Genomic DNA, 12367 nt, shown 5'->3' with positions numbered 1-12367 from the left:
GCGGCCTCGGTCCTCGTGGGGAGTCGTCAGCTTACTTGGCCGGCGGCATCAGCACCGAGTCGATGAGGTACACGGTGGCGTTGGCGGTGTGCACGCCGCCGCAGATGACGTTGGCGTCGTTCACCTTGAGGTTGTCGCCGGAGCCGGTGACCGTGACGGTGCCGCCCTCGACGGTCTTGTGGGTGCCGACGATGTCCTTCGGCGCGAGCTGGCCCGGGATGACGTGGTAGGTCAGGATGCTGGTCAGCGTCGGGGCTCCCGCGTCGGTCTTCAGCGTGTTGATCGTGGCCGGGTCGATCTTCTTGAACGCGTCGTCGACCGGGGCGAAGACCGTGAACTGGCCGCTGTTGAGCGTGTCGACCAGGTTCACCTTCGGGTTGAGCTTGCCGGACACCGAAGCGACCAGGGTGGTCAGCAGCGGGTTGTTGCTCGCGGCCGTGCCGACCGGGTCCTGCGCCATCCCGGCCACCGAGCCGGCGCCGGAGGGCACCTGCTTGGCATAGGCCGCGCAGCCGGGGCCGACGAGATCGGCGGCCGGGTCCATGGTGGCGGACGCCGACGGGGACGACGACTTCATGGACGAGCTGGTGTCGGTGGACGCGGAGCCGGCTCCGGACGAGCAGGCGGTGAGCGCGAGTGCAGCGGCGGCGAGGATGCCGGCTGCGGCGAGGCGGGTGCGAGTAGTGGATCGCATGTTGTTCTCCTTCATGGTGGTGCGCTTTGTGATGCTCCGAGCAGTGCGGATCGGGAGGCCGCGTCGGCGGCCGTCATCAAGCGTTCGGGACCGGTGGGTGGATCGGATTGGAACTGGTCGCCGACCGTCTTGAACCAATCCGGCGACCGACTCCGCGCCGAACAGGGACCATGAGGATCAGCAGAAGGCGCGTCGCCGCCGGGGCATGGGCCGCGCTCGCGGGCGCGGTGAGCGGCGGCGTCTTCTTCGCCGTCGCCGAGGTCGTGGCGCTCCTGGCCGCGCGGGAGGCCAGCCCGCTGATCGCCGTGGGTTCGTTCGTGATCGACATCGTGCCGCGCTGGGCGAAGGAGCTCGCTATCGAGCTGTTCGGCTCGAACGACAAGCTGTTCCTGCTGTCCTCGCTCGGGGTCGCGGTGGCGGTGGCGGCGGCCGTCGCCGGCATCCTGGAGCTCTGGCGGCGCTGGGTGGGGGTCGCCCTGTTCCTCGTCGCCGGGATCCTGGCCGTGGCGGCGACCGTGACCCGCGCCGACGCGAGCGCCCTGGGCTTCCTCCCGTCCGCTCTCGGGGCGCTCGCGGGCGCGGCCACGCTCCGGCTCCTGGTCGACGCGCTGCGGCGCTGGCGGGAGTCGCTCGGCGGCGAGCGCGCGGGCGCCGGGGTCGACCGGCGCCGTTTCCTGCTGCTGACCGGGGCGGGCGCCGCTCTCGCCGTCGTGGCCGGGGTCGGCTCACGGATCGGGTCGGCCGCGACCTCCTCGATCGCCGCAGTCCGCGCGGCACTGCACCTGCCCGCGCCCGCGAACCGGGTCGCGGTCCCGGCCGGCGCCGAGCTGCACCTGAAGGACCTCTCCCCGCTGTTCACCCCCAACGCCGACTTCTACCGGGTGGACACGGCTCTGACCGTCCCGTCGGTCGACCCGTCGACCTGGTCGCTCACCGTGGACGGGATGGTGGAGAGCCGCGTCGAGCTGACCTTCAAGGATCTGCTCGCGATGGGTCTGCGCGAGTACGCGATCACGCTGACCTGCGTCTCCAACCAGGTCGGCGGGAACCTCCTGGGCAACGCCCGCTGGCTCGGCGTCCCGGTGCGCGAGGTGCTCGCCCGCGCCCGGCCCCGGCATGGCGCCGACATGGTCCTGTCGCGTAGCGTCGACGGGTTCACCGCGGGCACCCCGCTCACCTCGCTCACCGACCCGGGTCTCGACGCCATCCTCGCGGTCGGGATGAACGGCGAGCCGCTGCCCCTGGAGCACGGCTTCCCCGTGCGGATGGTCGTCCCCGGCCTCTACGGCTACGTCTCGGCGACCAAGTGGCTCACCGAGCTGAAGGTGACGACGTTCGCCGCCGACCAGGCCTACTGGACCCCCCGCGGCTACAGCGAGAAGGCCCCGATCAAGCTCTCCAGCCGCATCGACACCCCGCGCATCGACCGGCCCCTCCCGGCCGGCCCGACGAAGATCGCGGGCGTCGCCTGGGCGCAGACCGTCGGCATCCAGAAGGTGGAGGTGCAGATCGACGGCGGCCCCTGGCAGGAGGCCACGCTCGCCGCCGCGGTCAACGCCGACACCTGGGTGCAGTGGTCCCTCGACTGGAACGCCACGAGCGGATCGCACACCCTCGCGGTGCGGGCGACCGACCGCGCGGGGCGGCTGCAGGAGGAGAAGCGCACCCCGATCGCGCCCAACGGGTCGACGGGGTGGCAGTCGACGCTGGTGCGGGTGGGCTGAGAAGGTCAGCGCTGCTTGAAGTAGCGGAACAGGGCCGACTCGCGCACCAGGCACACCGCCACAGCGCTCCCCACGACTGCCGCTCCACCGCCCGCGACCACGAGAGCCGCACTCTGGTAGAAGATCGGAAGCCGGTCCTCGTCGGCCAATCGCACCGCGATGATGACTGCCGCAATCGCCGCCCCAGAGCCGAGCGCCGTCCAGAGGAGGACCTGGCAAGACTGCGACAGAACCTGCGCGGAGCGACTCACGCCGACGTGACGATCGGAGGCGAGCGCCAGGCGGCGCCGGAGGGCGAAAAGGACTCCGAGAAGCCCACCCGCTGCAACGACCAGCGCCTGCATGGTCGAACGGTCGACGAGAGCAGACGGGACGAAACGGGCGCCAAGCGTCTGATTCAGCTGCATGAGTATCGGCCGGTCGGCTGCCTCCCCCGACACGGGCAGCACCGTGCGCCCGAGAGAGGCGACCGCCTTCTCGTCGTGGGGCCAGATCATCGCCCAGCACTGGTCGAATGTCGTCGTGCCGCTGACGGACTCGATCGCGGCGAACGCAAGGAGAGGGTCGCGTCCGTCGTCGGGATACTCGAAGACGGAGGCCACGCGAGTAACCCCGTGGGTCGTCTCGAGAGTGTTTCCCGCCTCGACGCCCAGCGTTGCCGCCGCCTCGCTCGACAGACTCAACCCCGCGCTGTTCGCATCCCCGCTGGCCGGGAGCAGAGCCGCGAATCCAGGTGACACCGTGAAGAGCGTCAGCGGAGTCGTCGGCAGCCGCGCGGACGAGACGCTGTCTCCCCGCTCACGGAGGGCACCGGAGGCACCCACGTTCGCGAGTGAGCTCATGGCGTCGCAGGCCGGCCCATCGATCCTCCCCGCTGCTTTCATCGCGTAGACGGCGGCTCCGGCGGTGACGAAATCGCGTGCGTCGCGCACCGCAGCAGCCGACGACAGTCCCGCGCCGAGAACCAAACCACCCACGACGACCGCGTAGAGAACAGCAAAGCTCACAACTCGGCCCGCCCCGGACACGACGTCGCGCCAGGCCTCGCGCAGTGCCTCCTTCGGCCTCATTGCGGGAGCTCCGGAATGGTCGATCCGAGACCCTCGAGTTCGAGCACCTGGTCGCATGCTCTTCGGGTATCGGCATCGTGGGTGGCGATGACAACCGCGGTACCGGAGCGCGCCAAGCCCGCGACCACCGCATTCACATGCGCAGCCATCGGGCGGTCGAGCTGGGCGGTCGGTTCGTCCACGAGAAGGAGCTGAGGCCGCGCTGCGACCGCCCGGGCCAGCATCAGCCGCTGCGCTTCTCCGCCGGAGAGCGCAGAGAAGGGGACCGCTGCGCGGTCGGCGAGCCCGAAGTCCGCCAGTAGCCGCCGTGCCTCCTCGTCCGCGGCGCGCCGCGTGCGGCCGCCTGCCAGGAGGGGAAGGCTCACATGGTCTAGCGCCGAGCGCCGGGCCACGCCGTGCGGATTCTGGAACACCCAGACGCTGCGACCTTCCGGTCGCGTGACACTCCCCGCGGTCGGGCGGATCATCCCGGCTGCGATTGCAAGCAATGTGGACTTGCCACAGCCGCTCGGGCCCACGACGCCCGTGATGGTCCCGGCGTCGAAGGTATGGCTGATCGGCCGAAACAGCGGGGAGCCGGGATCGAACGAATGCGTGACGCCCGAGAACGTCACCGGCACGAGCGCCCCGTCTGCGGTGTGGTTCGCACGGCCTTTACGGGATGCCCCTCGGCTGGGCGGACGAATGATTGGCCGAGTTCGGACCCGAGAACCTCGACCTCGAGCGGGCTGCCCGACTTCTCCGCGGGCATTACGCAAGCCGATCCGTCTCTGACATCCCAAAGCGCGGATGGTGGCACCACCAGAGCGGTCACCGGCTCCGTCAGCGACCACTGAACGGGTATCGCGGTGTCATCGCCGGCGCCTGCGGCCGCCGAGAGGAACTCCGGCGCCGACCCGATACTGGCGAGTCCGCGAGCGTCCGTCACCGCGCCGTCGGAATCCACCGGGACCTCGAGGGAACCGACGCGCACCACCCGGGCTCCGGGAGCGGCCGATGCGGGGGTCGTCGTGAGCCGAGCGGACAGGACGGCGACCGACAGCCCAACGAGAACGTCGCCCTCGGCGACGGGCGCTCCGACGATCCCAGAACACTCGCCCACTGTCACCTCGGGTTCCGGAATCCAGGAGAAGTGGGCCGGATCGACTGTCTCCGGAGACTCCGCGCGGTTCGACTCGGCTCCACGTATCGCCGCCGCAGCGCGGATCGTTTCGCGGCCCATGATGCCGTCGGGCCGGACGGGCTGACCGAGTCGCGCGAGTTCCGCCTGCAGGGCGCGGACGTCCTCCCCGCGGTCGCCGGACCGGAGCTCGCGCCAGAGCGGGACCGCCGTCGCCAGAGCGACGACCCGGTCTCCGTCGATGCTCGCGAACGCACTGCCTGACTCCAGGCGCCCGCCGCTCCGGCAGCTGAGCGAGGTGAGCCGGCCCTGCCGTGGCGAGACGACCGCTCGTACGGGGCCGGTAGTCACCTGGAGCTGAGCCTGTCGTTCGTCTGCGAACGCGCGCTCGGTCACCAGAACGGTCGTGTTCGGCTGGGGTGTCGAGAGCGCGCTCGGCTCTGGGAGAGGCACCCAGAGAGCCACGAGCGCACCGGCGACGCTGGCGGCCAGAATCGCCGCGACGCCGACGATCGGCCAGCTCATGCGCACGCGAACCTCGCTCATCCGGAGTACCAGAGGCCGAGGGGATCGAGCTCGCAGCTCATCGCTTGGTCGGAGCGCGCGTCGAACGGGAAGATGCCCTTCTCGTTGTCTCGCCGCCACTGATCCTTGGTATACGTTTCGTCGATTAACCCGGCGCCTCTGAGGCACGCGACCTGTAGCGCGCTCTCGTTCTTCTTCTCGGGATTCCGGCGGATCTGCTCGTACAGATAGAGAATCGATCCGACCCACTTGGACTCGCACTGCTGGAGCACGGGGTCCGATCGCTCGAAGAAGTCGTCGGGGTATTTGCCGGTCTTGGAGCCGAGTTCGAACCCACCCCGCTCGTCCCACGTGATGGTGTATCCGGCATCACCAAGACAGGACCGCAGATGATTCTTGGACTCCTCGTACTCTGCCGAAGTGATCTCACCATCCTTGAGAATCCCGCGTTCGTAGTCGCTCTTCGCGTTCGCGTGCGCTACCTGAAAATCCGACCCCCACGGCCCGGTCAGCGACAATGAGTCGACGCCCTGAGCCGAGGAGTCGGAAGCCGAGCAGCCGACGAGGCACGCCACTGCGGCGATGACGACGCCGACCCCGCCGGCTGCTCGCGACCGCACGGCCTAGGCCTTCAGAGAGTAGCCGTACGAGACAACGTTCGCCCAGCAGGAGGTCTGCTTGGACCACTGGCCCGCCGAGGCCCAGTTGCCGTACTTGGAGGCGGAGTTCTTGATGGCATCCCAGTGGCGGGCAGGGACACCGGCGCACTTGTTGTACGCCTGCCAGATCGTGACGCTCTGGACGCACTCGACGGCAGACGCTTCTGGGGCCTGGGCGGTGTCGATGCCTACACCTGTGACGAGCGCTGCGGCGACTGCGCCCGTTGCAAGGAATTTGCGAATGGACATGTACTTCTCCTTCTGCGGGCTGACTTTTCCCGCAAATTAGAACCTAGCATCTTCCATTTTACTTGTATTTCAGTGCCTGGGCGCTGGGTCTCCGTCAGAATGGCCCCGTGACCGACCCGCACCCCACCCCCGCCCCCTCCAAGGAGACCCAGCGCCAGCTCCGCTCCTGGCGTAAGCAGGCTGCGAAGTACGACCGCAAGGTCGGCAGGGCCGAGCAGACCATGCTCGCCGGGAGCCGCGAATGGGTCGGCGCCCGGGCGAGCGGGCGGGTGCTGGAGGTCGCGGTCGGGACCGGGCGCAGCCTCCCGTACTATCCCGCCGGCGTCGAGCTGACCGGCATCGACCTCAGCCCGGAGATGCTGGCGATCGCCCGCGCGCGAGCCGCCGAGCAGGGGATCGAAGCGGACCTGCGCCAGGGCGATGCCGAGGCGCTGCCGTTCGGGGAGGCCGCCTTCGACACCGTCGTGTGCGCGCTCGCGCTGTGCTCGATCCCACGGCCCGGTGTCGCGATCGCCGAGATGGCGCGCGTGGTCGTGCCCGGCGGTTCCGTCGTGCTGGTCGACCACACGCGCAGCGACCGGGCGCTCGTGTTCGCCGGGCAGTGGGCGATCGAGCGGTTCACCATCCCGCTGCAGGGCGAGCACCTGACCCGCCGGCACCGGGCCGAGGTGGAGGCCGCCGGCCTGCAGGTCATCGAGCACGAGCGGCTCCGCTCCGGCTCCGTCGAGCGGATCAGGGCGACCAAGCCGGCGACCGCCTGACGACGCGAAGAAGCCCGCCCGGTGCGCTGGATGGGTGGACGCACCGGACGGGCTCAGGGGGTTACCGCGAGACGGATCAGCCGTCCGCGCCGGCCGGCTTCGTCGTAGTGGTGAAGCCTTCCAGCTTGTTCGCCGCTTCGGCGTACTTCTGGGTGAAGGTGTCGGAGATCTTCACCTTCGAGGTGTCGACGCCGATCGTCTTCTCCATGTCGAAGATGACCTTCGGGCCGCCGGCGGGCATGATGCCGTCCGGGAGGAACTGGCCCTTGTCGGTCGCCAGACCGTCGATGTACTGCTGCTTGGTGATCGTGCTGTTCTGCACGAAGTCCTGCGGCATCTTGTTCGCGATGTCGGCGGCCGAGTGGGTCGCGATCCAGTGCATCGTCGCGACGAGCGCGTCGACGACCTTCTGCGCGGCGTCCTCGTGGCTCTTCACCCAGCTCGCGTTCGCCAGCAGACCGGCCGCCGGCCACGCTCCGCCGAGCGCCTTGGTCGCGCCCTTCGTGGTCGCCATGTCGACCGCGGAGACCGCGAGCTTCTGCGAGGTGAGCGCGCCGACGGTCGGCTGCGTGGTCATCACGCAGTCCGCCGAGCCGCGCTGGATGGCCGCGATCGCGGTGGCGCCGGCGTGAACGGCGATGGTGTTGTAGTCCTTCTTGGTCACGCCCTGCTTGGCGGCCAGGAACTGGGTGAGCTCGTCGGTGCCCGACCCGAGGTCGGTGACGCCCATGTTCTTGCCCTTGAAGTCGGCGGCCGAGTTGACGTTCGCCTTCGGGTTGCACATCACCCGCTCGCCGGGGGCGCCGGAGAGCTGGACGAGGTTGATGACGTCTTTGCCCTTCGACTGGAAGTCGACGGTGTGGATGTACCAGGCGCCTGCCATGTCCACCTGGCCGGAGGCCATCGCGTCCTCGGCGCCGACGCCGCCGTTCTGCTCGGTCGACAACTCCATGTTGACGCCGTACTTCTTGTAGTAGCCGAGCTGCTGGGCGAGCTGGTAGGGGAGGTAGATCTGCTTGTCGATGCCGCCGACCATCATCTTGACGGTGGGCATCGGGCCGGAGCTGCTGCCGCCGGCCGCCGCGGTGCCGCCTCCACCGCCGGAGCAGGCGGCGAGGCTCAGGGCCACGACGACGCCCGCTGCCGCGATGGCACCGATGCTGCGCTTCTTCATGGGGGTTGTTCCTTTCATCGTGCCGGACGGGTCCGGCGTTCTGCTTCGTTGCAGGACAGTTGGGGTGGGCGCGCTCAGATCGCCTGAGCCTCGGACCGGCTCGGCGGACGCCACTTGAGGAGCGACTTCTCCAAGAGGGTGATCAGGTACTCGGCCACGAGGGTGACCACGGCGACGATGACCATGCAGGCGAAGACCGTGTTCGGGTCGAAGCTGCCCTGCGCTTGGCTGATGATGAGGCCGACGCCGTGCTGGGCGCCGAGCACCTCGGCCACCAGGGCGCCGATGATCGCGAAGCCGAACGCGGTGTGGAGGCTCGCGATGATCCACGTCATGGCCGAGGGGATGGTCACGTGCCGGGCGACCTGCACCGGCGAGGCGCCGAGGACGCGGACGTTCGCGATCAGGTTCTGGTCGACCTCCCGCACGCCCTGGAAGGCGTTGAAGAAGACGACGAAGAACACCAGCACCGCGGCGAGCAGCACCTTGGGGAAGACGCCGAGGCCGAAGGCGACGATGAAGATCGAGCCGAGCACGATGCGGGGGATCGAGTTCACGACCTTGATGTACGGGCCGAAGACCGAGGCGAGGTAGCGGTTGGAGCCGAGCAGGATGCCGAAGACGACGCCCAGCGCAGTGCCGAGCAGGAAGCCGAGGAAGGCCTCCTGGACGGTGATCCACAGGTTCTCCCAGATGGTGCCGAACGCCGTGCCCTGCGTGAACAGGTGCACGAGGCTGTCCCAGATGCCGGACGGCTGGCCGTAGAAGAACTTGTCGACCCAGCCTGCCGAGGTGAACCACTGCCAGCCGCCGATCACGACGACGGCGACGGCCGCGCGGCCGGCCCAGATCCAGGCGACCCGGCGGCTGTGCGCGCGGCGCCCCGCGACGCGGAGTTCGGTCTCGCGCTCGATGAGAGGGGCGGACGGCTTCTTCGCGCCGTTGTTCTTCTCTGTGTTGTTGTGTTCTGCGATCGTCATGGTGGTCACGCCGCCGCTCCTGCCGTCTGCTCGTAAGCCCGCGTGACCTCGTCACGGAGCGATTCCCAGATCCGGCCCTGGATGTCGAGGAACTTCTCCTCGTGCCGGATCTCCTGAACGTTGCCGCGCGGTCGCGGCAGGTCGATGTCGAAGACGTCCTTGACCGTGCCGGGGCTGCTGGTCATGATCACGACACGGTCGGACAGCGCCACGGCCTCGTCGAGGTCGTGCGTGATGAACAGCACCGACGGCCGCAGCTCCTCCCACAGGGTGAGCAGCTCGGTCTGCATGATCGCCTTCGTCTGCACGTCGAGCGCGCCGAACGGCTCGTCCATGAGGAGGATGCGCGGGTTGTTGATCAGCGCAGCCGCCATCGCGACGCGCTTGCGCATTCCGCCGGAGAGCTGGTGCGGGTAGCGGTCCTCGAAGCCGGCGAGGCCGACCCGGCGCAGCCAGTCCATCGCGAGGGCCGTCGCCTCCTTCTTCGGGGTGCCGAGGAGGATCGGGCCGATCATGACGTTGGCCAGCACGGTCTTCCAGGGGAAGAGCGAGTCGGCCTGGAACATGTAGCTCACGCCGCTGGTTATGCCGTCCACGATCCGGCCGCCGACGCTCACCGAGCCGGCGCTCGGCCGCTCGAGGCCGGAGACCTGGGCGAGCGTGGTGGACTTGCCGCAGCCGGTCGGGCCGACGATGGCGCAGAACTGGCCGGGCTCGACCGTGAGGGTCACGTCGCGGATGGCCGTGAAGGTCTCGCCCTTCGGCGTCAGGAAGCGCTTCGTCAGGCCGACGATGTCGATGCGCGCCGGCTCTTCCGTCGCGGAGGCGGCGGTGGCGGCGCTTCTGGGTCGGGGTTCGACCATGGTTCAAGACCTCTCTGTCTTCGGGAGGCACGTGTCGCGTGTGCCTGTCCGGCGGAGCGTTTCCCGCCGGTCCGTGTGAACACCGATGCTCGCCCAGACGGGGTGCGGCTGTCTCGCTTGCGCCCGATTCACCGCGTTGTGCGCGTTGTCGCAGGTTTTGCGCATTCTGCGCGCACCGTGTCCACAGCAGGAGGTGAAACAATCTCGGGTGATGCGACGACGGATCAGACGACTCTCGAGCCAGATACTCCTGGCTCAATTGGCGATCCTGGCCGTCTCGATGCTGGTCGGCTTCCTTCTCCTGGCCCAGACCGCGCGGGCCAACCTGGACGCCGACTATCAGGCGCGGGCCGCGTCGATCGCGCAGACGTTCGCCGGCATCCCGGACGTCCAGAAGTGCATGGTGGAGAACGGCCCCGGCTGCGCCACGACCGTGCAGAACCTCGCGTCGCAGACCGCGAACAGCACCGGCGCCGCGTACGTGGTCGTGATCGACCGAAACCGCGTCCGGCACTCGCATCCCGACCCCGCGCTGATCGGCCAGAAAGTGGAGGAGCCCTTCGTCGTCTCCGACGGCAAGGTGCACCTGCGCACCGACACGGGCGCGACCGGCGTCAACGCGAACGCCCGGGTCCCGCTGTACGCTCCCGCGTCCGACAAGATCGTCGGGGAGGTCTCGGTCGGCATCCGCGAGAGCTCGGTGGCGAGCGAGCTCCTCGCCGAGCTGCCCGCCTACGGCGCCTGGTTCGTGCTCGCCCTCGCCATCGGCGCGCTCGCCTCTTTCGCGCTCGCCAGCCTCCTCAAGCGCCGCACCTTCGGGCTGGAGCTGGACGAGATCGCGCGGCTGCTGCAGGAGCGGGAGGCCACGCTGCACGGCATCCGGGAGGGCGTCATCGCCATCGACCCGGCCGGCCGGATCACCGTGGTGAACGACGAGGCCCAGCGGCTGCTGCGACTGCCGGAGGGCGCCAGAGGGCGGCTGCTGGAGGACGTGCTCGTCGCCGGCCCGATCCGCGACACCCTCACCGGCACGTCCGAGGTCAAGGACGCCATCGCGATCACCGACGACCACATCCTCGTGATCAACCGGATGCCGGTGAAGCTCGGCGGCCGTCCGCACGGCGCCGTGTTCACCCTCCAGGACCGCACCGAGCTGATCGGGCTCACCCGGGAGCTCGACGGCGAGCGCAGCTTCAGCGAATCCATCCGGGCGCAGCAGCACGAGTTCTCCAACCGCATGCACGCGGTGTCCGGCCTGCTGGAGCTGGGACGCACGAAGGAGGCGCTGGAGTACCTCAACGAGATCCGCGGCACGACCGCCGATCTCGATGCCACCCTCCGCTCGCACATCGGCTCGCCGATGATCGTCGGCCTCCTGCTCGGCAAGGCCGCGGAGGCGAACGAGCGCGGGATCGACCTGGTGATCGCGCCCGACACCGACCTCGGCGAGGCGCCGGAGCGGGTGCAGGCGCTGACGACCATCCTCGGCAACCTGATCGACAACGCGTTCGACGCGCTCGCCGGGGCGCCGGCGCCGCGGCGCGTAGTCGTGAGCGTGGTCGAGACGCCGGAGTCTGTGACCGTGCGCGTCGTCGACAACGGCCCCGGCGTCCCGAGCACCGAGCTGCCGCGGATCTTCGAGAACGGCTACACGACCAAGCGCGGCTCGCTCGTGCGGCACAGCGGGCTCGGGCTGTCGCTCGTGCACTCGACGGTGACCAAGCTCGGGGGCACCGTCACGGTGTCGGGCGGCCCTGGCGCGACGTTCACGATCGTGCTGCCGCGGGAGACGGTGGTGGGGGCCGCTCCCACGTCGCGCAAGGAAGGAGCCGCACGATGAGCGGGGAGCAGGGAACGGCGTCGCTGAGCGTGCTGGTGGTCGACGACGACTACCGCGTCGCTTCGGTGCACGTCGGATTCGTGGAGGCCGTCCCCGGCTTCCGTGTCGCCGGGTCGGCGCACACCGCGGCCGACGCCCTCCGCCTGGCGGCCGAGTTGCGCCCGGACCTCGTGCTGATGGACGTCTACCTGCCCGACGGCGACGGCCTCCAGGTCGTGCGGAGCCTGCTCGGCGAGCCGTCGGCTCCCGCGGTGATCGTCATCTCGGCGGCGAACGACATCGCCACGGTGCGCAAGGCCGTGCAGCTCGGCGCACTGCACTACCTGGTGAAGCCGTTCGGGTTCGCGCAGCTCGCCGAGCGGCTGCAGGCGTTCCGGCAGGCGAACGAGGATCTGGGCGGCTTCCCCGCGGAGCCGACGCAGCACGACATCGACCGGGTCTTCGACCTGCTGCGGCCCGCGACGGTCGGCCAGACGGAAGAGCTCCGGCGGCTGGCGCCGACCCTCCAAGCGGTCTACGACGCGGTCGCGGCCGGCGACGGCAGCCTGTCGGCGAACGACGTCGCCGCCGCGGTCGGGATCAGCCGGACGACCGCCCAGCGCGCCCTCACCCAGCTCGAGCAGAGCGACGTCCTGAAGCTCGAACTGCGGTACGGCGCGACCGGCCGCCCCGAGCACCGCTACGGCGTCAAGCGGCGCTGACCGCATC

Annotated in this window: 13 protein-coding genes; 4 read left to right on the top strand and 9 right to left on the bottom strand. The window is 69.6% G+C overall.

Annotation, left to right across the window (positions count from 1 at the left end; all coding sequences use genetic code 11):
• Positions 1-31: 31 nt before the first annotated feature.
• The gene (locus tag ABIA36_RS08790) at positions 32-694 is read right to left on the bottom strand and encodes a fasciclin domain-containing protein (protein WP_369961922.1); all 663 of its coding nucleotides are present in this window, start codon (positions 692-694) and stop codon (positions 32-34) included.
• Between the two features lie 170 nt (positions 695-864).
• Between ABIA36_RS08790 and ABIA36_RS08785 the strand changes: the two genes are divergently transcribed.
• Complete coding sequence (locus tag ABIA36_RS08785) at positions 865-2418, top strand: molybdopterin-dependent oxidoreductase (protein WP_369961921.1); 1554 nt, start codon at positions 865-867, stop codon at positions 2416-2418.
• Positions 2419-2423: 5 nt separating this feature from the next.
• Here ABIA36_RS08785 and ABIA36_RS08780 read toward each other — a convergent pair whose 3' ends face one another.
• The 5 genes from ABIA36_RS08780 to ABIA36_RS08760 are packed head-to-tail and all read right to left on the bottom strand — an operon-like array spanning position 2424 to position 6041.
• Positions 2424-3446: a hypothetical protein gene (locus ABIA36_RS08780; RefSeq protein WP_369961920.1), complete on the bottom strand. Its 1023-nt coding sequence runs from the start codon at positions 3444-3446 to the stop codon at positions 2424-2426.
• A 38-nt stretch (positions 3447-3484) separates the two neighbouring features.
• A complete protein-coding gene (locus ABIA36_RS08775; protein ID WP_369961919.1) occupies positions 3485-4108 on the bottom strand; it encodes an ABC transporter ATP-binding protein in 624 nt (207 codons plus the stop codon).
• On the bottom strand, positions 4099-5133 hold the full coding sequence (locus ABIA36_RS08770; RefSeq protein ID WP_369961918.1) for a peptidoglycan-binding protein: 1035 nt from the start codon (positions 5131-5133) through the stop codon (positions 4099-4101). The genes ABIA36_RS08775 and ABIA36_RS08770 overlap by 10 nt, the downstream gene beginning before the upstream one ends.
• Positions 5134-5150: 17 nt before the next feature.
• Positions 5151-5753, bottom strand: coding sequence for a hypothetical protein (locus ABIA36_RS08765; RefSeq protein ID WP_369961917.1), 603 nt, complete (start codon positions 5751-5753; stop codon positions 5151-5153).
• A 3-nt stretch (positions 5754-5756) separates the two neighbouring features.
• Positions 5757-6041, bottom strand: a complete 285-nt coding sequence (locus ABIA36_RS08760; protein WP_369961916.1) for a hypothetical protein — start codon at positions 6039-6041, stop codon at positions 5757-5759.
• A gap of 107 nt (positions 6042-6148) precedes the next feature.
• Between ABIA36_RS08760 and ABIA36_RS08755 the strand changes: the two genes are divergently transcribed.
• Positions 6149-6802, top strand: coding sequence for a class I SAM-dependent methyltransferase (locus tag ABIA36_RS08755; protein ID WP_369961915.1), 654 nt, complete (start codon positions 6149-6151; stop codon positions 6800-6802).
• A 76-nt stretch (positions 6803-6878) separates the two neighbouring features.
• Here the strand turns inward: ABIA36_RS08755 and ABIA36_RS08750 are convergent, their stop codons facing one another.
• The 3 genes from ABIA36_RS08750 to ABIA36_RS08740 all read right to left on the bottom strand — a co-directional run bounded on the left by ABIA36_RS08750 (position 6879) and on the right by ABIA36_RS08740 (position 9819).
• Complete coding sequence (locus ABIA36_RS08750) at positions 6879-7976, bottom strand: ABC transporter substrate-binding protein (RefSeq protein WP_369961913.1); 1098 nt, start codon at positions 7974-7976, stop codon at positions 6879-6881.
• Between the two features lie 74 nt (positions 7977-8050).
• Entirely contained in the window at positions 8051-8956 is a 906-nt protein-coding gene (locus tag ABIA36_RS08745) for an ABC transporter permease (RefSeq protein ID WP_369962098.1), read from the bottom strand.
• A 5-nt stretch (positions 8957-8961) separates the two neighbouring features.
• Positions 8962-9819, bottom strand: coding sequence for an ABC transporter ATP-binding protein (locus tag ABIA36_RS08740; protein WP_369961912.1), 858 nt, complete (start codon positions 9817-9819; stop codon positions 8962-8964).
• A gap of 259 nt (positions 9820-10078) precedes the next feature.
• On the opposite strand from ABIA36_RS08740, the gene ABIA36_RS08735 reads away from it, so the two are divergent.
• Both ABIA36_RS08735 and ABIA36_RS08730 read left to right on the top strand, forming a co-directional pair.
• The gene (locus ABIA36_RS08735; protein WP_369961911.1) at positions 10079-11659 is read left to right on the top strand and encodes an ATP-binding protein; all 1581 of its coding nucleotides are present in this window, start codon (positions 10079-10081) and stop codon (positions 11657-11659) included.
• Positions 11656-12360: a response regulator gene (locus tag ABIA36_RS08730; protein WP_369961910.1), complete on the top strand. Its 705-nt coding sequence runs from the start codon at positions 11656-11658 to the stop codon at positions 12358-12360. The genes ABIA36_RS08735 and ABIA36_RS08730 overlap by 4 nt, the downstream gene beginning before the upstream one ends.
• The last annotated feature ends 7 nt before the right edge of the window (positions 12361-12367 follow it).

Source organism: Leifsonia sp. EB34 (assembly GCF_041260585.1).
Classification (GTDB): Bacteria; Actinomycetota; Actinomycetes; order Actinomycetales; family Microbacteriaceae; genus Leifsonia.
Note: the sequence above shows the minus strand (reverse complement) of the source record. Positions and strands in the feature narration are given on the sequence as shown.

Excerpts from the sequence above, each read along its gene's own strand:
- ABIA36_RS08790 (WP_369961922.1), bottom strand. The coding sequence starts at position 694 with ATGCGATCCACTACTCGCACCCGCCTCGCCGCAGCCGGCATCCTCGCC.
- ABIA36_RS08785 (WP_369961921.1), top strand. The coding sequence starts at position 865 with ATGAGGATCAGCAGAAGGCGCGTCGCCGCCGGGGCATGGGCCGCGCTC.
- ABIA36_RS08770 (WP_369961918.1), bottom strand. The coding sequence starts at position 5,133 with ATGAGCTGGCCGATCGTCGGCGTCGCGGCGATTCTGGCCGCCAGCGTC.
- ABIA36_RS08760 (WP_369961916.1), bottom strand. The coding sequence starts at position 6,041 with ATGTCCATTCGCAAATTCCTTGCAACGGGCGCAGTCGCCGCAGCGCTC.
- ABIA36_RS08750 (WP_369961913.1), bottom strand. The coding sequence starts at position 7,976 with ATGAAGAAGCGCAGCATCGGTGCCATCGCGGCAGCGGGCGTCGTCGTG.
- ABIA36_RS08745 (WP_369962098.1), bottom strand. The coding sequence starts at position 8,956 with ATGACGATCGCAGAACACAACAACACAGAGAAGAACAACGGCGCGAAG.
- ABIA36_RS08740 (WP_369961912.1), bottom strand. The coding sequence starts at position 9,819 with ATGGTCGAACCCCGACCCAGAAGCGCCGCCACCGCCGCCTCCGCGACG.
- ABIA36_RS08730 (WP_369961910.1), top strand. The coding sequence starts at position 11,656 with ATGAGCGGGGAGCAGGGAACGGCGTCGCTGAGCGTGCTGGTGGTCGAC.